General features: G+C 71.4%; 21 protein-coding genes. 12 read left to right on the top strand and 9 right to left on the bottom strand.

Features of this window, described 5'->3' with window-relative positions; all coding sequences use genetic code 11:
* Positions 1–11: 11 nt before the first annotated feature.
* The 4 genes from AB5J53_RS08710 to AB5J53_RS08695 all read left to right on the top strand — a co-directional run bounded on the left by AB5J53_RS08710 (position 12) and on the right by AB5J53_RS08695 (position 5,820).
* On the top strand, positions 12–692 hold the full coding sequence (locus tag AB5J53_RS08710) for a TetR/AcrR family transcriptional regulator (protein ID WP_369245042.1): 681 nt from the start codon (positions 12–14) through the stop codon (positions 690–692).
* A gap of 319 nt (positions 693–1,011) precedes the next feature.
* Positions 1,012–3,480, top strand: a complete 2,469-nt coding sequence (locus tag AB5J53_RS08705) for a beta-glucosidase (protein WP_369245041.1) — start codon at positions 1,012–1,014, stop codon at positions 3,478–3,480.
* Positions 3,477–5,051, top strand: a complete 1,575-nt coding sequence (locus tag AB5J53_RS08700; protein WP_369245040.1) for a carboxylesterase/lipase family protein — start codon at positions 3,477–3,479, stop codon at positions 5,049–5,051. Before AB5J53_RS08705 ends, AB5J53_RS08700 begins: the two co-directional genes overlap by 4 nt.
* A 118-nt stretch (positions 5,052–5,169) precedes the next feature.
* Positions 5,170–5,820 (top strand): DedA family protein, encoded by a 651-nt coding sequence (locus AB5J53_RS08695; RefSeq protein WP_369245039.1) that lies wholly within the window; start codon positions 5,170–5,172, stop codon positions 5,818–5,820.
* A 99-nt stretch (positions 5,821–5,919) separates the two neighbouring features.
* Here the strand turns inward: AB5J53_RS08695 and AB5J53_RS08690 are convergent, their stop codons facing one another.
* Positions 5,920–6,453 carry a gamma carbonic anhydrase family protein gene (locus AB5J53_RS08690; RefSeq protein ID WP_369245038.1) on the bottom strand — a complete coding sequence of 178 codons (534 nt, stop codon included), beginning with the start codon at positions 6,451–6,453 and terminating at the stop codon, positions 5,920–5,922.
* A 118-nt stretch (positions 6,454–6,571) separates the two neighbouring features.
* Here AB5J53_RS08690 and AB5J53_RS08685 point away from each other — a divergent pair, with 118 nt between their 5' ends.
* Complete coding sequence (locus AB5J53_RS08685) at positions 6,572–7,369, top strand: acyltransferase (RefSeq protein WP_369245037.1); 798 nt, start codon at positions 6,572–6,574, stop codon at positions 7,367–7,369.
* Positions 7,370–7,383: 14 nt separating this feature from the next.
* On the opposite strand, the gene AB5J53_RS08680 is transcribed toward AB5J53_RS08685, so the two are convergent.
* Complete coding sequence (locus tag AB5J53_RS08680; RefSeq protein WP_369245036.1) at positions 7,384–8,241, bottom strand: EamA family transporter; 858 nt, start codon at positions 8,239–8,241, stop codon at positions 7,384–7,386.
* 93 nt (positions 8,242–8,334) lie between these two features.
* On the opposite strand from AB5J53_RS08680, the gene AB5J53_RS08675 reads away from it, so the two are divergent.
* Positions 8,335–8,907, top strand: coding sequence for a helix-turn-helix domain-containing protein (locus AB5J53_RS08675; protein ID WP_369245035.1), 573 nt, complete (start codon positions 8,335–8,337; stop codon positions 8,905–8,907).
* Positions 8,908–8,950: 43 nt separating this feature from the next.
* Positions 8,951–9,505, top strand: coding sequence for a YbaK/EbsC family protein (locus AB5J53_RS08670; RefSeq protein WP_369245034.1), 555 nt, complete (start codon positions 8,951–8,953; stop codon positions 9,503–9,505).
* A gap of 214 nt (positions 9,506–9,719) precedes the next feature.
* On the opposite strand, the gene AB5J53_RS08665 is transcribed toward AB5J53_RS08670, so the two are convergent.
* Entirely contained in the window at positions 9,720–10,901 is a 1,182-nt protein-coding gene (locus tag AB5J53_RS08665; protein WP_369245033.1) for a cation diffusion facilitator family transporter, read from the bottom strand.
* Positions 10,902–10,963: 62 nt separating this feature from the next.
* Between AB5J53_RS08665 and AB5J53_RS08660 the strand changes: the two genes are divergently transcribed.
* Positions 10,964–11,323 (top strand): ArsR/SmtB family transcription factor, encoded by a 360-nt coding sequence (locus tag AB5J53_RS08660; RefSeq protein ID WP_369245032.1) that lies wholly within the window; start codon positions 10,964–10,966, stop codon positions 11,321–11,323.
* Between the two features lie 43 nt (positions 11,324–11,366).
* Here AB5J53_RS08660 and ppk2 read toward each other — a convergent pair whose 3' ends face one another.
* The 3 genes from ppk2 to AB5J53_RS08645 are packed head-to-tail and all read right to left on the bottom strand — an operon-like array spanning position 11,367 to position 13,698.
* Positions 11,367–12,251, bottom strand: coding sequence for a polyphosphate kinase 2 (gene ppk2 / locus AB5J53_RS08655; protein WP_369245031.1), 885 nt, complete (start codon positions 12,249–12,251; stop codon positions 11,367–11,369).
* A gap of 39 nt (positions 12,252–12,290) precedes the next feature.
* Positions 12,291–12,524, bottom strand: coding sequence for a hypothetical protein (locus tag AB5J53_RS08650; RefSeq protein ID WP_369245030.1), 234 nt, complete (start codon positions 12,522–12,524; stop codon positions 12,291–12,293).
* Positions 12,525–12,543: 19 nt separating this feature from the next.
* Positions 12,544–13,698, bottom strand: a complete 1,155-nt coding sequence (locus AB5J53_RS08645) for an anion permease (RefSeq protein ID WP_369245029.1) — start codon at positions 13,696–13,698, stop codon at positions 12,544–12,546.
* A 199-nt stretch (positions 13,699–13,897) separates the two neighbouring features.
* On the opposite strand from AB5J53_RS08645, the gene AB5J53_RS08640 reads away from it, so the two are divergent.
* Positions 13,898–14,746, top strand: a complete 849-nt coding sequence (locus tag AB5J53_RS08640) for an alpha/beta fold hydrolase (protein ID WP_369245028.1) — start codon at positions 13,898–13,900, stop codon at positions 14,744–14,746.
* A 34-nt stretch (positions 14,747–14,780) separates the two neighbouring features.
* Here the strand turns inward: AB5J53_RS08640 and AB5J53_RS08635 are convergent, their stop codons facing one another.
* The 3 genes from AB5J53_RS08635 to AB5J53_RS08625 all read right to left on the bottom strand — a co-directional run bounded on the left by AB5J53_RS08635 (position 14,781) and on the right by AB5J53_RS08625 (position 17,608).
* Positions 14,781–15,221 carry a GNAT family N-acetyltransferase gene (locus AB5J53_RS08635; RefSeq protein ID WP_369245027.1) on the bottom strand — a complete coding sequence of 147 codons (441 nt, stop codon included), beginning with the start codon at positions 15,219–15,221 and terminating at the stop codon, positions 14,781–14,783.
* Positions 15,222–15,309: 88 nt separating this feature from the next.
* Positions 15,310–15,717, bottom strand: coding sequence for a CoA-binding protein (locus AB5J53_RS08630; RefSeq protein WP_369252118.1), 408 nt, complete (start codon positions 15,715–15,717; stop codon positions 15,310–15,312).
* A gap of 85 nt (positions 15,718–15,802) precedes the next feature.
* Positions 15,803–17,608 (bottom strand): TIGR03767 family metallophosphoesterase, encoded by a 1,806-nt coding sequence (locus tag AB5J53_RS08625; RefSeq protein WP_369245026.1) that lies wholly within the window; start codon positions 17,606–17,608, stop codon positions 15,803–15,805.
* Between the two features lie 345 nt (positions 17,609–17,953).
* On the opposite strand from AB5J53_RS08625, the gene AB5J53_RS08620 reads away from it, so the two are divergent.
* The 3 genes from AB5J53_RS08620 (at position 17,954) to AB5J53_RS08610 (ending at position 19,686) form a co-directional block, all read left to right on the top strand.
* On the top strand, positions 17,954–18,316 hold the full coding sequence (locus AB5J53_RS08620; protein WP_369245025.1) for a DUF190 domain-containing protein: 363 nt from the start codon (positions 17,954–17,956) through the stop codon (positions 18,314–18,316).
* A gap of 96 nt (positions 18,317–18,412) precedes the next feature.
* Positions 18,413–19,144, top strand: coding sequence for a hypothetical protein (locus AB5J53_RS08615; protein WP_369245024.1), 732 nt, complete (start codon positions 18,413–18,415; stop codon positions 19,142–19,144).
* A complete protein-coding gene (locus tag AB5J53_RS08610; RefSeq protein WP_369245023.1) occupies positions 19,141–19,686 on the top strand; it encodes a histidine phosphatase family protein in 546 nt (181 codons plus the stop codon). The genes AB5J53_RS08615 and AB5J53_RS08610 overlap by 4 nt, the downstream gene beginning before the upstream one ends.

The following is a 19,686-nucleotide window of genomic DNA, read 5'->3' as shown; positions in this document are numbered from 1 at the left end:
AGCCTTGGGGCATGAGTACGTCCTTCCAGCGCGCCCGCAGTGAAGAGCAGCGAGCCGTGCGCAAGCAGGCGATCCTGGACACCGCGGCCGCGATGCTGACCGAGATGCCGGTCGCGCGGCTGAGCCTCAACGAACTGAGCCGCCGCGTCGGGCTGGCGAAGTCGAACGTGCTGCGCTACTTCGAGTCCCGCGAGGCCGTACTGCTCGAACTCCTCGACGTCGCCTTGCGGGAGTGGCTGGAGCAACTCGACGGGGAGCTCGCGCAGGCGGTCGACGCGGCCGCGCCCTCTGTCGAGCGCGGCGACCAGGTGGCCGACATGCTGGCGGCGTCCCTCGCCGCGCGCCCGGTGCTGTGCGACCTGATCAGCGCACAGGCGGCGGTGCTCGAACGCAACGTCTCTCCGCAGGTCGCCGCGGAGTGCAAGCGCGCCGCGATCTCCAACGTCGGCGTACTGGCCGGGCTGGTGCACGCGCGCGTGCCCGAACTCGGCGACCACGGGGCGGGGCGCTTCGCCGCCGCCACGATCATGGTGACCGGCGCGGCCTGGACCCACTCGCAGCCGTCCGCCGCGATGCTCACCGCCTATGAGGCCGACCCTGAACTGGCCGCCATGCGCCTCGACTTCACCGGAGTGCTGCGCGAACTGCTCGAAGTGCTGCTCGCGGGTCTGCTGACGCGCGCCACGCGCTGACGGTCACGTCGGGTCTCGCGGTGGAGCGACCCCGCCCGCCCCTTCGGTTTTCGAGGTCGGGAGGCCGCCCGCCCCTTCGGTTTTCGAGGTCGGGATGCCGCCCGCCCCTTCGGTTCTTGTGGGAGTGTCAGCCGTTTCTGTTCACTTCATTGACACGAGTCACCTCCAGTCATAGTTTTCGCGCCGTACCCCTGATGCCTGACGGCATGTCAAGTCGGCTCTGACGCAGAGTGCGTTCAAGGGCCGAACGTGGACTGGCGTTGGCACGTGTACATGCGGTCCACAACGATGTGCCCGCGCACCGAAGGAGTGACGGCTCATGTCCCACACCTTTTCCCGGCGATCGGCCCTGCGACTGCTGGGCGGCGCCATCGCGGTCGCCGCGGCGGCCACCACCACCGGTTCCGCCCCGTTCGCCCATGCCGAGTCCAGATCCGGCGCCGGCCCTCGCGTGGAGGGCCTGATCGGGAAGCTCACCCTCGACGAGAAGATCTCGCTGCTGCACGGTGCCACCGACCCCAACTCGCTCGGCCAGGCCGGATACGTGCCCGGAGTCCCGCGCCTCGGTGTCCCCCCGCTCCGCCTGGCCGACGGCCCCGCCGGCGTCCGCGTCACCCAGCACGCGACGGCCCTGCCCGCCCCCGTGCTGCTGGCCTCCGCCTTCGACCCAGGTCTCGCCCGCCGCTACGGCCAGGTCATCGGGCGCGAGGGCCGCGCACTGGGCCAGGACGTGCTGCTCTCCCCGATGGTCAATCTCATCCGCACCCCGTACGCGGGCCGCAACTTCGAGACCTTCAGCGAGGACCCGCTGCTGGCCGGCGACCTCGTCGCGGCCGAGATCCGCGGTATCCAGGGCGAGGGCCTCATCGCCACCGTCAAGCACTTCGCGTTGAACAACCAGGAGAAGGACCGCATGTCCATCGACGTGCGGGTCGACGAGCAGACCATGCACGAGGTCGAACTGCGCGGTTTCGAGGCCGCGATCGCCGCCCGCTCCGGCGCGGTCATGGGCGCGTACAACAAGGTCGACGGCACCTTCGCCTGCGAGAACAAGACCCTGCTCACCGACGTCCTGCGGGAGCGTTGGGGCTTCGAGGGCTGGGTGATGACCGACTGGTTCGCCGCTCACAGCACGGCTGCCGCGATCACCGCGGGCCTCGACATGGAGATGCCCGACGGGACGTATTTCGGGGCGGCCCTGAAGACGGCCGTCCAGAACGGCAGCGTCTCCGAGACGTACGTCGACCGCGCCGTGCGCCGCGTCCTCTCGGTGATGGACCGCTTCGGGCTGCTCGACGGAAGCGTCCCGCCCCGCCCGGGCCGCGATCCGAAGGCGGGCGCCGCCGTGGCCCTGGAGGTCGCCAAAGCCGGGGCGACCCTGCTGCGCAACGAGGGCCACGCGCTGCCCCTGACCGGAGCCGCCGCCCGCAGCATCGCCGTCGTCGGACCCACCGGCTCGCTCCCCTTCATCAGCGGCGGCGGCAGCGCGCACGTCGTCCCCGACCGGGCCGACAGTCCGCTGGACGCCATCAAGTCCCGCGCGGGACGCGGCGCCCACGTCTCGTACTCGCTGGGCGAGGACCTCTTCGGAAAGCCCATCCCCGCGGGATCACCGAACCCGGCCTTCAACACCGAGGCCCAAGCTGTCGCCGCCGGCCAGACCTGGACGTACGAGGGGACGCTGACGGTCGCGGACGCCGACGAGTGGACCTTCGTCATCCACTACTCGGGCGAGCGCCCCAAGGTGCTCCTCGACGGCGAGGACCTCTTCCCGGTGGCACCCGGATTCGGCGAGTACTTCTCGGGCGGCCTTGTCTCCGCCGCCCCCGACGGCCTCGCCGTGCGCCGCAAGACGCTCGACCTCACCAAGGGTGCGCACAAGCTTCAGATCACCGCCAAGGGCGGGAGCGGCGGGCAGCTGTTCCGGCTGCGACGCATCACCGGCGCGACCCGCTCGCAGGACGTCGCCGAGGCGGTCAAGGCCGCGCGCGCCGCGCACAGCGTCGTGCTGTTCGCCTACGAGGACGCGACCGAGGGCCTGGACCGCACGACCATCGCGCTCCCCGGGCACCAGTCCCGGCTCATCGAGGCGGTGACGGCGGCGAACCCCCGGACGACCGTCGTCCTCAACACCTCCTCCTCGACCTCGATGCCCTGGCTGCGGCGCACGGCCGCCGTGCTCCAGATGTACTACCCGGGCCAGGAAGGCGCGGCCGCCACCGCCGCCGTCCTGTTCGGCGACTGCGACCCCGGCGGCCGTCTCACCCAGTCCTTCGCGGTCGACGACGACCATCATCCGGTCGCCGGGGATCCACGCCGCTACCCGGGCGTCGACGGCACCGAGGAGTACTCGGAGGGCATCCACGCCGGCTACCGCTGGTACGACGCCGAGGACGTGCGCCCGCTGTTCCCCTTCGGGCACGGGCTCTCGTACACCTCCTTCGCGTACGACGGTCTGCGGGTCCGTCGGGCCCGCCACGGCCTCGACGTGACCTTCACCGTGCGCAACACCGGGCGACGCGACGGCATCGAGGTCGCCCAGGTCTACGTCGGACCGTCGCCGGATCTCCAACTCGACCAGGCTGTACGGGTGTTGGGTGGCTATCGGCGGCTCGCGCTGCGGGCGGGGGAGCGGCGCCAGGTCACCGTTCGGGTATCGGCGCGCACCCTCTCGTCCTGGGACGTGAAGAAGCACGACTGGGTGCTCGGCACCGGGCGCCGCATCGTGTGGGTGGGTGCGTCCTCGCGCGATCTTCGGCTCAGGACGACCGCGGAGGTGAGCGCGTGATACGCCGCCTGGCCATCGGGCTCACCGCCCTCGCCACCGTCCTCGTCGCCACGGCACCGGTCCAGTCCGCCTCCGCTTCTTCTGCGCAGCACACCCTCGTGCGCACGGACGCGGGCTGGGTCCGCGGCGAGACCACCGCCGAGGGACGGCAGTTCCTCGGCATCCCGTACGCCGAGCCGCCCGTCGGCGACCTCCGTTGGAAGAACCCCCGGCCCGTCGAGCCCTGGCAGGGTGTGCGCACCACGAAGGACTTCGGCGACCGCTGTGTACAAACGGCGAGTTGGGACCCCGGCTACGAACAGCCCAGCCACACCGAGGACTGCCTCGACCTCAATGTGTACGTCCCCGACGGCGCCGGACGGCGTCCGGTGATGGTCTGGCTGCACGGCGGCGGGCTCACGGCGGGCGCGGGCGAGGACATCGTGCCCGACACCTTCGCCCGGCAGACCGGCGCGGTCGTCGTGACCGTCAACTACCGCCTCGGCGCGATGGGTTTCCTCGCCACGGCCGGACTCGACGGCGAGGCGCACGACGGCGTCTCGGGCAACTTCGGGACGCTCGACCAGCAGGCCGCGCTGCGCTGGGTGCGCGCCAACATCGGCCGCTTCGGCGGCGATCCGGGACGCGTCACCATCGCGGGCGAGTCGGCCGGCGGCCGCTCGGTCTGCACCCAGATGGCCTCGCCGGTCTCAAAGGGCCTGTACCGCGCGGGAATTGTCGAGAGCGGAGCGTACGGGAACTGCGCTGCACGCACCCACGAGACGGCCGTCTCGGCCGGCGCCGCCTTCGCGAAGAAGGTGGGTTGCGCCGATCTCTCGCTCGCCTGCCTGCGGGGCAAGTCCTCCAAGGAGATTCTCGCGGCCCAGGCCGGCTTCGACTGGGGACCCGTCGTCGGCGGCGACTTCCTGCCCGTGCAGCCCTTCGAGGCGTACGCGAACGGGGCCGCCGCCCGGGTCCCCGTATTGAACGGGGCGAACGAGGACGAGGGGCGGCTGTTCGCCTTCGGCCAGTTCGACGCGAGCGGGACACCACTCACCGCCGAGCAGTATCCGGCCGTCGTCAAGGCCGTCTTCGGCGCGGAGCAGGGCGAGCGGGTGCACCAGCGCTACCCGCTGTCGGACTACCCCTCGCCCACGATCGCGTACGGCACCGCCTTCGGCGACTACCTGATGGCCTGCCCGGCGCTCCGGCTCGACGGCGCGCTCGCCGCTCGCGGTCCGGTCTACGCGTACGAGTTCGCCGACCGCACCTCGCCGCCCTTCGCCTCGCTGCGCAATCTGCACACGGACTTCGACTTCGGCGCGACCCACGTCAACGAGGTGCAGTACCTCTTCAAGCACTTCGGGCTCGACACACCGCTGAACGCGGAGCAGCGGGTGCTGTCGCGGCAGATGGTGCAGTACTGGGGATCGTTCATCAGGGGTGGCGTGCCCCGGGCGGAGGGACAGCCCGCGATGCCCGACGGCACGGGGGCCGTGCTTTCGCTGCGGACCGTCTCGGGGGGCGGAAACACCCTCAGCACCACCGTCGCTCACGAGCACCGGTGCGACCTCTGGGACTCCGCCTCGTAAGGCGAACCAGGTAGGCTGCCCGGCGTGCGCTCAGGGGGGAGCGCACGCCGGGTGATCACGAACCGCACACGTACGGTGCACGCCCGGGACACGCACAGTGAAACGGGAGGAACCGGCCTTGCACGTCCAGGAGTGGCTCGAGACGGTGCCCGCGGTCAGCATCTATGCGCTGGTGGGCCTGGTCATCGGCCTGGAAAGCCTGGGCATCCCGCTGCCCGGCGAGATCGTCCTGGTCTCGGCGGCCCTGCTCTCCTCGCAGCACGCGGGCATCAACCCCGTCATCCTCGGGGCGTGCGCCAGCCTCGGCGCGATCGTCGGCGACTCCATCGGCTACGCCATCGGCCGCAAGGGCGGACGCCCGCTGCTCGCCTGGCTCGGCGCGAAGTTCCCCAAGCACTTCAGCGAAGGCCATGTCGCCACTGCCGAGCGGTCCTTCCAGAAGTGGGGCATGTGGGCCGTCTTCTTCGGCCGCTTCATCGCCCTGCTGCGGATCTTCGCCGGTCCGCTCGCGGGTGTGCTGCGGATGCCGTACTGGAAGTTCCTGATCGCCAACGTGCTCGGCGGCATCATCTGGGCCGGCGGTACGACCGCGGTCATCTACTACGTCGGTGTGGTCGCCGAATCCTGGCTCAAGCGGTTCTCGTGGCTCGGGCTGGTGGCGGCGGTACTCATCGGGCTCGCGTCGATGCTGATCGTGCGCCGCAAGGCGAAGAAGGCGACGGGTGAGCGCGCGGCGGCGGAGCCGGAGCCCATCCCGGCGGCCGAGTAGGTTCCGCCGGGATGATGTCCTGGGACCGCAGGTCGTCCTGACAGTGCGGGCCGTCTGTGGCTCGTCGCGCACTTCCCCGCGCCCCTACGGGGCGCTTCTCTACCCGGCGCTGTGTGCCTCGCGGTGCGCCTTCGCCAGCTCCACGTACATCGTGCCGTTCAGTGAGATGCCCTCGCGCTCCTCGTCGGTCAGCTGGCGCTTGACCTTGGCGGGGACGCCCGCGACCAGCGAGCCCGGGGGCACCTGCATCCCCTGCGGCACCAGGGCCTGCGCGGCCACCAGCGAACCGGCGCCGATCACCGCGCCGTTCAGCACCGTGGCGCCCATGCCGATCAGGCAGTCGTCCTCGACCGTCGCGCCGTGCACCACGGCGTTGTGCCCGATGGAGACCCGCTCGCCGATGGAGATGGGGAATCCGGGGTCCACATGGAGGCTGCAGTTGTCCTGGACATTGCTGCCGGCGCCGATGACGATCGGACCGCAGTCGGCGCGCAGCACCGCGCCGTACCAGACGCTCGCGCCCGCGCGCAGCGTGACGTCCCCGACGACCACGGACGTGGGCGCCGCGAACGCCTCCTGGTCCACCTGCGGATCCTTGCCGCCGATCCCCATGATCAGCGCCTGCTGCGTCATCACCGTCTCCTCCTCGTCGGTACACCGGCACCGTATGCCATCCGCCCCGGCCCCGGTGGGGTGAAGATCACAGCCGTACGACCTCATCGGCGCACCGTGCGCTGAGTACCGTGAGCGGGTGCCCAGGAGCAAGAACACGTTCTCATCATGGCGGCGCCGCCTCGCGCAGCGCGCCGTCCACGCGGGCTGGGCCTGGGTGCAGCGCACGGGTGCGGTCACGGCCGAGCACCCCGGACGACTCCGCTTCGGCGCGATGGGAACAGGTACCAGACTGGCCTTCCCGCTCGGCACGGTCTTCGGTGAACCGTGGATCCACCTCGGCGCCCACTGCATCGTCGCCGAGCAGGTCACGCTGACCGCCGGTCTGATGCCCGACCTCGACCTCGGCCCCGACCCGATCCTGCGCATCGGCGACGGTGTGGTGCTCGGCCGCGGCAGTCATGTCATCGCCGACACGACGGTCACGATCGGCAGCGACTGCTACTTCGGGCCGTACGTGTACGTCACGTCCACGAACCACTCGTACGACGATCCGCACGAGCCCATCGGCAAGCAGTGGCCGCGTATGGAGCCGGTGGAGATCGGGCCAGGCTGCTGGATCGGGACCGGGGCGGTGATTCTGCCGGGAGCGCGGATCGGGCGGAACGTCGTGGTGGCGGCCGGCGCGGTGGTACGCGGTGCGGTGCCGGACCACTCGGTCGTGGCGGGCGCCCCCGCGCGTGTCGTGCGGCGCTGGGACCCGGTGCAGGGATGGCAGCCGCCGCTGCGGACACCGGCGCCGGTGCCGATTCCCGACGGGGTGACGCCGGAGCAGTTGCTGGCGCTGTCGGGGATGGACGAGGAGACCGCGGCGCGTCTGGCGGAACTGGACCTCGATGCCGAGGGCGCCTCCGGGGACGTACGCGCCGAGTCCTGAGCCCTTAAGGACACTCAACCGGTCGCGAGCAGCACCGTGCCGACCAGCGCGAGGCCCGCGCCCGCCGCCTGCACCCCCCGCAGCCGTTCGCTGAGGATGCCGCGCGCGGCCAGGGCCGTGACCACCGGATACAGCGAGGCGAGGACGGCGGCGACGGTGACCGGGCCGTGCTGGGCGGCGACCGAGTACGTGCCGTTGGCCGCGACGTCGGCGAGGCCGACGAAGGCGAGCGCGGGGAGGGCGCCCCAGGGGAAACCGCCCTCGGGGAGGGCTCGGGCGCCGCGCTTCACGGAGACGAAGAGGGCCGTGCCGCCCACCGCCACATTGGTCACGCGCTGGACGAACAGCGCGAGGAACAGCCCGGTGACCGACGACGACGCCTCCGCGATCAACGCGAACACCGTGCCGAAACCGAGCGCCGCGAGCAGCGTGAGGAGGATCGCCTGCCGCTGCACGGGGGCGCCGCGCAGCTGTGGTCCGCCCGCGAGCACGACGCCCACGACGGCGACCGCGATTCCCGCGAGCTGTGTCAGGCCGGGCCGCTCACCGAGGACGAGTCCGACGGTGATGGGGACGGCCACGCCCAGCGAGCCGAGCGGGGAGACGACCCCCATCGGGCCGAGGGCGAGTGCCTTGTAGAAGGAGAGCAGCGCGACCGGTCCCACCAGTCCCGCGGCGAACGCGAACCACAGCTGTGGTCCTGCCGCGCTCCAGCCGCCGGTGGCGACCACGATCGCGCCCAGCACCACCGCCGCGATGGTCTGCGAGACGACGACCACCGTGAGGGCGGGCGTACGCCGGGTCAGCAGGCCTCCGCCGAAGTCGGCCAGGCCCCACAGGAGGCTGGTGGCCAGGGCGAAGAGTGCTGTCACGGGGTACCTCGCAGTACAGTTCGGTGAACGATCAGGTGCACCACACGATAGTTCACCTGATTGAACTCTGTCATCCAGAATATTGGACGGAATGTGTCGGACCTCGACCTGCTGACTCAGTCCCTGGCGCGCAACGTGAAGCGCTGGCGCACCGAGCGCGGCTTCACCCTGGAAGCGCTCGCCGCTCGCGCCGGAGTCAGCCGCGGCATGCTCATCCAGATCGAGCAGGCCAGGACCAACCCCAGCCTGGGCACCGTCGTCAAGATCGGCGACGCCCTCGGCGTCAGCATCACCACCCTCCTCGACTACGAGCAGGGCCCCAAGGTCCGGATCGTCCCGGCCGAGCAGGCGGTACGGCTGTGGCACACGGACGCGGGCAGCTACAACCGGCTCCTCGCGGGCACCGAAGCGCCCGGCCCGCTGGAGATGTGGGACTGGCGGCTCATGCCCGGGGAGGGCAGCCCCTCGGACCCGCACCCCACCGGCACGGTCGAGCTCATCCATGTCATGGCGGGCGAGCTGACCCTCACGGTCGACGGAGTCGAGCACCGAGTCCCCGCGGGCGCGAGCGCCTCCTTCGAGGCCAACACCCCGCACACGTACGCCAATGACGGCGATGTACCGGTCGAAATGGTCATGGCGGTGTCCGTCCCGCTCGTGCACTGAGACACCCGACGGGCGGCGCCTACGCGGCTGTTAGCGTGCGGTCATGCGCGCACCCATCGGACACTTCGACCACGCCACGCCCGCCCCCGAGTGCCTCGACGAACTCACCCGCCCGGTCGCCGACGCCGTACGCGAGTGGCGGGGCAGCATCCCCGCCGAACAGATCGTCTACGTCGACACGGACCCGCAGTGGGCCGACACCGCCACGTTCGTCGAGCACTACGGCCGCGAGCTGCTCGACCAGTCCGCCAACTGCGTGGTCGTCGCGGGCAGGCGTGGCGGCGAGACCACGCTCGCCGCGTGCGTCGTCCTCTCCACCACCCGTGCCGACGTCAACGGGGTGGTCCGCCGCCGACTCGGCGCCCGCAAGGCCTCGTTCGCACCGATGGACACGGCGACCGGGGAGACCGGCATGGAGTACGGCGGCATCACGCCGATCGGGCTCCCGGGCGACTGGCCCGTGTTGGTGGACTCGGCCGTCGTCGAGCTGCCGTACGTCCTGGTGGGCAGCGGCCGACGGCGCGGGAAGCTGCTGGTGCCGGGGAAGGTGTTCGCGGAGCTGCCGAACGCGGTGGTGCTGGACGAACTCGGTGTGTGAGCGCTGATCGGGGAGAATGCGCGGCTGTGTCGCCGTCTCGAACGGGCGCTCTACGGCGGAGGTCTTCTCGTACGAGATCGACGACACGACCCCGGAGTGGCACGCGGCGGCACGGCCCACCCGACGGTGGACGCGCGGCTGAGCGTGGCAGAGGTGTGGAGCCTGCCCGAAGGGGCCGACGTACAGGGACTATGTCTTCGGCGCCGCTTCCTGATCACGACGGCGCGTGGTGGGCCAGCGGCAGATGCGGATCCGTCTCGCCGGGGGACGGTGTCGGATCGGCGTGCACCAGGGCCGCGGTGAGTTTCGGGACCGCGTGCAGCAGGGCGTGTTCCGCCGCGACCGCGATGTCGTGGGCCCGGCGGACGGTCGCCTCGCCGTCCACGACGACCGCCACCTCGGCCCGTAGCCGGTGTCCGATCCACCGCAGCCGCAGCTCACCCACGTCGCGCACCCCCTCGACCTCCCGCAGCGCCCGCTCGGCCCGGTCCACCAACTCCGGTTCGACGGCGTCCATCACGCGCCGGAACACCTCGCGGGCGGCATCGCGCAGCACCAGCAGAATCGCGGCCGTGATCGCCAATCCCACCAGCGGGTCGGCGAGTTGCAGGCCGAGTGCCGCGCCGCCCGCGCCCACCAGCACGGCGAGTGAGGTGAATCCGTCCGTTCGGGCGTGCAGCCCGTCCGCGACGAGTGCGGCGGAGCCGATATCGCGGCCGACGCGGATACGGTGCCGGGCGACCCACTCGTTGCCGAGGAAGCCGATGAGGGCGGCCGCCGCGACGACCGGGATGTGCCGCATGGGTCGCGGGTCGAGCAGTCGGTCGACCGCCGTCCAGGCCGCGAACGTCCCGGACGCGGCGATCGTCAGCACGATCACGATGCCCGCGAGGTCCTCCGCCCGCCCGTAGCCGTACGTGAAGCGGCGCGTCGCCGCGCGGCGGCCCAGGACGAAGGCGATCCCGAGCGGTACGGCCGTCAGCGCGTCGGCGGCGTTGTGCACGGTGTCCCCGAGCAGTGCGACCGACCCCGAGACGACCACAACGACCGCCTGAGTCAAGGCCGTTGCGCCAAGGACGGCCAGGGAGAGCCAGAGCGCCCGCATGCCTTGGGCCGACGACTCCAGCGCGGGGTCGAGTTTGTCGGCGGTCTCGTGGGAGTGGGGGGTGAGCAGGTGGCGCAGGCGGCTCGCGAGGGTGGTGTGCGCGTGAGGGCGCGGGTGGGTGTGAGCGTGGGGGTGCTGCTGAGTGCGGTCGTGTTCGTGCGGGTGGTCGGGGCCGTGCTCGTGACCGTGCGGATGGCCGTGGCCGTGCGGGTGCCGGTGGCCGTCCCCGTGCGGCCGGTCGTGGGTGCGCGGCTGCTCGTTGCCGTGCTCGTGGTGGTGCCGGTCGCTCACGTGGGGCCCCTTCCGCCGTGCGGGAGTGGACGTGTCGGCGTCCACAGAGCCATTATGTGCGTATGAGCGCACGCATGCACCTATCACCTGCGCATGATGCGCACCCGCGTACCCCCGGCGAGGAGCAGTTCGCGCTCGCGGCCGAACTCCTTGCCCTCCTCGGCGATCGCACGCGCCTCGCGCTGCTGCATGCCCTGACCGGCGGCGAGGCCGACGTCAGCACGCTCACCCAGGCGTGCGGTGCCGCGCGCCCTGCCGTCAGTCAGCATCTGGCCCGGCTGCGTCTCGCCGGGCTCGTGAACACCCGGAAGGAGGGCCGCCGGGTGATCTACTCGCTCGGCGACGGCCATCTGCGCCGGGTGGTCGACGAGGCGCTGAGCCTGGCCGACCACCGCATCAACGACCGGCCGGCGCACGACTGAGGGCGGACGGGGAGGCCGTACGCCCCCGTGGCGGTCGTACCCCTCAGTCGTCGGTGTCGTCCTCGCCCGCCTCCAGCAGGTTCGCCGCCGCGCCCACGATGCTCGGGTCCGGGCTGCCGACGACCTCCTCGTCCTTGTCGGCGTAGTCGAAGCGGGCCAGGACGCTGCGCATGGCCTCGACGCGGGCGCGCTTCTTGTCGTTGCTCTTCACCACGGTCCAGGGCGCCTGTTCGGTGTCCGTCTCGCGGAACATGGCGACCTTGGCGGCGGTGTAGTCCTCCCAGCGGTCCAGCGAGGCCAGGTCCATGGGGCTCAGCTTCCACTGCCGTACGGGATCGACCTGGCGGATCGTGAAGCGCGTACGCTGCTCGCCCTGCGAGACCGAGAACCAGAACTTGATCAGGTCCACGCCGTCGTCCGCGAGCATCCGCTCGAACAGCGGTGCCTGGCGCATGAAGCGGCGGTACTCGTCGTCCGTGCAGAAGCCCATCACCCGCTCCACGCCCGCCCGGTTGTACCAGGAGCGGTCGAACAGCACGATCTCGCCCGCGGTCGGCAGGTGTTCGACGTACCGCTGGAAGTACCACTGCCCGCGCTCGCGTTCGGTCGGCTTCTCCAGGGCCACCACCCGGGCGCCGCGCGGGTTGAGGTGCTCGGTGAACCGCTTGATCGTGCCGCCCTTGCCGGCCGCGTCCCGCCCTTCGAAGACGATGACGAGACGCCGTCCGGTCTCCTTGATCCAGCTCTGCAGCTTCAGCAGTTCGATCTGCTGGAGCCGCTTGTGCCACTCGTACTCCTTGCGCTCCATGCGCTGCGGGTACGGGTAGTTCTCGCGCCAGGTCTCCACCGGGCTGCCGTCCGGGCGGATCAGCACGGGGTCGTCGTGGTCGCTGTAGTCGACTCGCATGCCTGTCAGCAGTTCCGTCATCCGGCCCTCCCCTTCTTCGGCTTCCCGTTTCCCGCGGTGTCAGTGGAACTGAGGCACGATCAGATAGATGCCGTACGCCACCACGGCCACGCAGGCCAGGAAGCAGAGCCCGGCCTGGGTGAGCCCCAGCGCGTCGCTGCCGCCGTCGCCCTCGCGCGCCGCCTCGACCCGGGCGAGGCCCAGGACGCCGAGGGCGAAGACGACGACCACTCCGACGGTAACTCCGGTGCTCACCGCGGCGACCTCGCCGAGTGCGGTCCAGTCGAGATGCATGTCCGGAACTCTCCCTGGCTCAGGCGGCGGCGCCGACGTCGGTCGGCGTCGCGGTGCGGATGGTGACCTCGTGGTGGTCGTTGACGTTGGCGGCGTGCACCGGATTGCGGCGCGACGCCACGACGATGAAGAAGGCGACGGCGGCGGCGACGAGCGCGATCACCACGGTGCCGACGTTCCCGCCGTGCTTCACCACGCTCGCCGACACCCCGCCGACGAGCGCGGCGGCGGGCAGCGTGACCAGCCAGGCGATGACCATGCGGCCCGCGGTGCCCCAGCGGACCTCGGCCAGGCGCCTGCCCAGGCCCGCGCCGAGGATGCCGCCCGAGCAGACCTGCGTGGTGGAGAGCGCGAAACCCAGGTGGGCGGAGGTGAGGATCACCGTCGTGGAGGCGGCCTCGGCCGCGAAGCCCTGCGGCGACTGGATGTCGGTCAGCCCCTTGCCCATGGTGCGGATGATCCGCCAGCCGCCCAGATAGGTGCCGAGCCCGATGGCCAGACCGGCCGACGCGATCACCCACACCGGCGGACCCGCATCGTGCCCCAGCGCTCCCGCCGAGATCAGCGTCAGCGTGATGACGCCCATCGTCTTCTGCGCGTCGTTCGTGCCGTGCGCGAGCGAGACCAGCGAGGCCGAGGCGATCTGCCCGAGCCGGAAACCCTTGGTCACCGACTCCTTGCGGGCCCGCGCGGTGATCTTGTAGGCGAGGTAGGTGGCCAGCAGCGCGGCGACGCCCGCCACGATCGGGGAGGCGACCGCGGGGATCAGTACCTTCTCGACAACCTTGTCAAAGTGCACGCCGTGCTCACCGGCACCGACCCAGACCGCCCCGATCAGTCCGCCGAACAGGGCGTGCGAGGAGCTGGACGGCAGCCCGAGCAGCCAGGTCAGCAGGTTCCACAGAATCGCCCCGACCAGCCCGGCGAAGATCATGCCCGGTGTGACCAGTGTGTCGTCCACGATGCCGCCCGAGATCGTCTTGGCGACCTCGGTGGACAGGAACGCCCCGCCGACATTCAGAACGCCACTGATCAGGACCGCTGTTCTCGGTTTGAGCGCCCCGGTGGCGATGGACGTGGCCATCGCGTTCGCGGTGTCGTGGAACCCGTTGGTGAAGTCGAAGGCCAGCGCCGTGACGATGACGACCGCCACGAGGAACGTGATGTGGTCCATCCCTCGATGGAAGCAATCGCAGGCGTACACACGGCGAACCGGAAGCAAAGCCCACGCATGCCGGAGTAAAGGTGAACATGTGTTTGCGGGCGTATCGGACGGAGGTCCCGCGGGGCACGGTGGGGCGCGTGCGCGGGTCCCCGTCGCCCGCCGCGTAAACCGCTTGCCGTGATCGTCACGCGGTCACGAGGATGGCGCCATGCCGACCTTCACCGCCCCCGACGCGACCCAACTCGCCTACCACGTCGAGGGGGAGGGCGAGCCCCTGCTCTGTCTGCCCGGTGGGCCGATGCGTGCCTCCGCCTACCTCGGCGACCTCGGTGGACTGTCACGGCACCGCCGGCTGATCAGGCTCGACCTGCGGGGCACCGGCGACTCCGGCGTCCCGGCCGACCCGGCGACGTACCGCTGCGACCGGCAGGTGGGCGACGTCGAGGCACTCCGCGCGCACCTCGGGCTTGAACGTGTCGACCTGCTCGCCCACTCGGCGGGCGGCGACCTCGCCCTCCTGTACGCGGCCGGGTACCCGCGGCGCGTCCGCTCCCTCACGCTGGTCACCGGCCGTGCGCGGGCCCTCGGCGTCGACTTCACCGAGGAGCACCGCAGGGAGGCGGCCGCCCTGCGCAAGGCGGAGCCGTGGTTCGAGGCAGCCCACGAGGCCTACGAACGGGTCTGGGCCGGCTCGGCCGGCGACACCGACTGGGACGCCATCACCCCGTTCTTCTACGGCCGTTGGGACGCGGAGGCCGAGGCGCATGCGGCGACCGACGTCGAACAGACCAACGAGGAGGCCGCGGACCGCTATGCCCCCGGCGAAGCCTTCGATCCCGAAGAAGCCCGCGCGGTGGTCGCCGCCTGGGACGCGCGGGTGCTGCTCGTCGCGGGCGCGCTGGACAGTGGCCCGCTTCCGCGCGTCGCCGCTGCCATCGCGGAACTCTTCCCCCGGGCCGAGTTGACCGTCCAGCCGGACGCCGGTCACTTCCCGTGGCTCGACGATCCGGACGGCTTCAGGGAGACCGTCGCCGACTTCCTCGACCGGGGGAAGTGAACGGCCTCGGCACGCGGGAGGAGGAGTCGCCGGCTCAGGCCAGCCGCAGATCGATCCATTCGGCGGTCTCGCCCGGCAGCACATATCGCTCGATCTCGACGAAGCCGTGCTTCCGCGCGAACCGCAGACCGTCCTCGTTGGCCGCCAGGACCACCGTCTCGATCACCTCGGCGCCCAGTTCGCGCGCCTGCTCGAGCCCACGTGCGTACAGCTCCTCGCCGAAGCCCTGCCCGCGGTGCTCGGCGAGCACGCGCGCGATCACCGTGGCCGTGGCGGTGTCGTTCGTGGGCGGACGCACCGTCGTGCAGCCGACCAGGACGTCGCCGAGATACGCGACCTCCAGGCGGTTGCGCCGGACGCGCTCCCGTACGTCGTCGAGCGACATGGCGGCGGGCGGGACGGTCACATTGTGGACGTGCTGCCAGTCCTTGAGACGGGCGTCGTCGTCCGGCTGTTCGATGCGAAGAGTGGGCACGGGGTGCAGGAAACCGGTGTGGCCCACCGGACGTCAACAGCATTTGCCGGCAGGGCGGCCGGAGCGCGGCACACCCGGGCGGTGCCGGTCAGCCGAGCCGTGGGATTTCGATGGCCGGGCAGAAGTCCATCACCATGTCGAGCCCGGCGGCCCGGGTCCGGTCGTAGGCGGCCTCGTCGATGACGTCGAGCTGGAACCAGACGGCCTTGGCCCCGATGACGGCGGCTTCGTCGGCGACGGGGCCGGCGAGGTCGCTGTTGACGAACACGTCGACGACATCGACATCGAAGGGGACGTCCTTCAGGGAGGCGTATCCCTTCTCGCCGTGGACGGTCTCGGCCTTCGGGTGCACGGGCACGATGCGCTTGCCGTAGCGCTGGAGGACGTCGGCGACCCCGTATGCCGCGCGGCGCTGGTTCGAGGAGAGGCCGACGATCGCCCAGGTGTCGCCGAGCTCGGTGAGGATCTTGCGGATCGTTGCCGGGTCGCCGTACATGGTCGGCCTCCTAGGGGTCCCTGTCATGGATGCCGAGTTTCACGGGTGCTCGGCGTCATGGATGCTCAGGGGCGAACAGCGAGCGTCACAGGCTGATTCCCAACAGCTCCGTGTTGCGGTCGCCCGCGCCGCCCGCCCAGCCCTCCTGGACCCCGGCCTTCATGCCCTCGGCCAGGCCGGGAGCGTTGTACGCCAGCTCCCGGTAGAGGGACGCGAGGCCCACCGCCGACAGGTCGTCGAAGGCGGGGGCGCTGCTGTGCGGGGCGGCGGTCTCGATGAGTGTGGTGAAGAGGGAGAGCGTCCCGTCCCCGTTGTCGGCGAGCTCGAACAGGCGGGCGTGGTGCGGATAGTCCACGTGGGAGGCGGTGTTGACCTCCCAGAAGGAGCGCGCGGGCGTGCCGTGCGCGTGCGGTGTGATCCGGTTGACGTGGCTGTGCCCGTTGATCCAGGCGACCACGTTCGGGAACCGGCTGAGCAGGGCGATGACCTCCGCGCCGTCGTGCCGCGGCTCGTCCGTGCGGGCGGCGTCGGGGCGGCGCGTCATGCTCGGGCTGTGGTGGTGGCTGAAGACCAGGATGTGGGCGTCGTCGGCACCCAGATCGCGTACGAGGCGGCCGTCCGCGTCGTAGGACCGGGAACTGTGCGCGGCCAGTGTCCGTTCCAGCCAGCGGAGCTGCTCGGTGCCGAGTGAACCCTCGTAGTGGCCGCTGCGGTACGTCGTGTCGATGCTGATGCCGATGACGTTCTCGGCGATCCGGAAGCTGTAGTACATCCGCTCGCCGTCCACGTGGTCCTGCGTATAGCCGTGGCCGACCGGACCGGCACCGGCATGCGCGGGGTCGAGATGCGCGGCCAGATAGTCGTGCGGGGTGCACACCCGGCGCCGCTCGTCGGCCGTCACGGTCCGTGCCGAGGCCGCGTGCCTGCTCAGGACCGCCTTGAGCACCTCGCTCTTGGGGTCGTCGCCCGTTCGCAGCGCGTTCGCGTAGGCGGCGGCGTCCGCGGCCGGGACGGACAGCAGCTTGCGGGAGCCGACGGCGAAGTCGTTGAGCGCCGGCGAGAGACAACCGCCGGGCAGAGCGTCGTGGTTGCCGATCGTGGAGTACCAGGGGACGCGGAGCCCCGGGCTGGTCACCTGCCGGGTCACGGCGTCCAGGAAGCCGGGTATCAGCGGCAGCCCGCGCCGCTTGTCCAGGTCACGAAGGGCCGCGTCGTCCGGGTGCCAGTAAAGGGGCAGGCCGGAGTTCTGGACGCCCTCGTACGCTGCCGGGTCACCGGTGTTGGGCGTGATCCGGCCGCCGCTCATCAGCGTGAGGAACCACTCCAGCTCGATCACGGAGTTGTTGTCGAAATTGTCGCCCGTCGTCATGACGAACGCGGGCGGCAGCCCGGTGTGCGGGCCCCCGCCGAGGGCGTTCACCTGCTCCACGAGCGCGACCGCACCTGCCACCGTGAGCGCCTCCTGCGGCCGCCACGCGGCGGCCGCGCGCGACCGCAGGAACTCCGTGCGCAGTGGGTTCTGTACGTCGGTGAGGTGCAGGTCGGTGAACTGGACGAAGCACGCGAGCGCGGTACGCCGGTCGTCGCGGCCGGCACGGGGAGCGGCGAGCTCTCCCCTTACGGCCAGGGGCCAGCCGGGACCCGAGACCAGCCGCCGGTAGGTGCCGGAGTGCGGGGTACCGCCGAGGCGGGCCGTCGTCTCCAGGGTCGTCGTCGCGTACGGTGCCGGGCGCCGGGCCACGGCTCGTACAGCGGGCTCCGGGGAAGGAGACCGGCGCTGACGCGGGAGAAGTGCTCCCGTCGTTCCCGCCGCCCCGGCTGCCACGGCGGCGCCCGAGGCGAGCAGAAAGCGACGGCGATTGATGGTGGACGCGGGTTCGGTCCCGGCCATGGGGCGCCCTCCGGTGCCTCCGAGTGACTCACTGAGCGGAACCACTCATTCAGGCCGCGGGGGCACATGTGTGGCGTTGCCATGAACGCCGCGTGATGGCTTGCCGAAGCCGGTCGAACCCAGGTACGCGGATCCCGTGTGTGGCCCCTGCGTGAGGGTCGGGGAATCCGGTGCGCATCCGGAGCCGACGCGCAACGGTGAGGGTGACGGGCGGGGAATCGGCCACGGGACGCATTCGGGGGTACGGGCGGCCGTCACACCTTTCGGGCCCGAAGAGCACCCGTACGTCCGGTACTTGGGGACGGTTGACCGAGACCGCAGTACGGTCGGACCAGGGGTGACCTCATGGACGGCTCCGACGGCTCACACGGCTCCTACGGCGCCGCCGCGCGCCTCACCATTCACCTCGACGCGGCCGCACTCTGGCACCACCGGCCCGCGTACGCCGAACTCGTGCACCGGGCCCGGCGGGAGGGACTGTCGGGGGCGAGCGTCTTCCACGGCCTCACCGGCTTCGGCGCCGGACACCCGAGACCGTCCCATCTCGCGGCGAAGGGCCCCTGCGCGGTGGTGATCGTCGACGAGGAACGGCGGCTGCGCGACTTTCTGCCCCGCGTCGAGGACATCCTGGGGGAGACCTCCGCGGTCGCCGTGCTCGACCGGGTGCGGATCCACAGACCGGTCCAAAGCCGGACCCGTAGACCTTGACTGAAGACGGATTCCGCAGATCTTGAAACACGTACGCATGTCCGGAATAGGTCCCACCTCCCTGCGCCCGGCCTCCGGCCCGCCTACGCTCACCTCGTGCTCCGTATCATCGACGCCCGAACGGGCAAGCCCACCGACGCCGCCCATGCCCGCCGCAGTCTGGTCCGCGTCCACGCCCGCGCGTCCGGGTTCGACACCACAGGCCTACGGGTGCTTCTCGTCGCCGACGTCCTCGTACGGGCCCTGGAACTGGGCGGCACACCCGTCTGGGCGACGCTGAGCTCGGGGGCCGACCGGGCGGAACTCCGGGCGGGTGCCGCGGCCCTCGGTATCCGGCCGTTCGAGGACCACCACGACACCGCGGCGGCGCCGGGCGAGGCACAGACCATCCACGTACTCGCACCGGAGTCTTCGGCGATGGAGGGCGGGGCGACGGGCGGAGTACGCGTCGAGGTCGCGCCCGTCGACCCCGGCAGCGATCCCGGTTCCGTGGATCCCGGCGTCCTGCGCCTGGCCCTGCTCGCGCACCCCAGGGACGAGCCCGTGCGGCTCGACGCGGCCACCCTGGCGGACGCCGACGACACGCTCACGCGCTGGCGCGGTGCGGTCGCCGGCTGGGCGACCCGGCCGTCCCGGCCCGTCCCCGAGGACGTACGCCAACGGCTGCGCGCCGCCTGGGAGGACGACCTGGACGTACCCGGTGTGCTCGGCGTGCTTCGCTGGGTGGAGACGTCCGACGTGCCGGAAGGAGCCCGCTTCGAGACGTACGCCTACGCGGACCGTCTCCTCGGGCTCGAACTCACCCGGGAGATCGGGGCGTCGCTGTGATGGCGCGCGCCGGAGCCGGCCCGCTGCGCAGACTCGTCGTCCTGCGGCACGCGAAGTCCGCCTGGCCCGCGGGCGTGGCCGATCACGAGCGGCCCCTCGCACCGCGCGGCCGGCGCGACGCCCCGGCGGCCGGGCGCGCCCTCGTCGAGGCCGACTGCCTGCCGGACCTCGCGCTGTGCTCCACCGCGGCACGCGCCGTCCGGACCTGGGAGCTGGCCGCGGAGCAGTGGGGCACCCCGCCGCCCGTACGGCTGGACGCGCGGCTGTACGGCGCGGACGTACCGGAGCTGCTGGAGGCCGTGCACGAAGTCGCGGACCAGGTCCGGACGTTGCTGCTGATCGGGCACAACCCCGGCCTCGAGGAGCTGGTCCTCGAACTCGCCGGGGACGGGCTCGACGAGGCGCTGGACCACGTACGCACGAAGTTCCCGACCTCGGCAGTCGCGGTCCTCGCCTGGCACGGCAGCACTTGGCGGGAACTCACCCCCGGCACAGCCCTGTTGACGGACCTGATCGTGCCGAGGGGCAAGAAGCACCCCTGA

The sequence above is a fragment of the Streptomyces sp. R41 genome, assembly GCF_041053055.1.
In the GTDB taxonomy this organism is placed as follows: domain Bacteria; phylum Actinomycetota; class Actinomycetes; order Streptomycetales; family Streptomycetaceae; genus Streptomyces.
The sequence above is the reverse complement of the archived record's forward strand: the minus strand, read 5'-3'. Positions and strand labels throughout refer to the sequence as shown.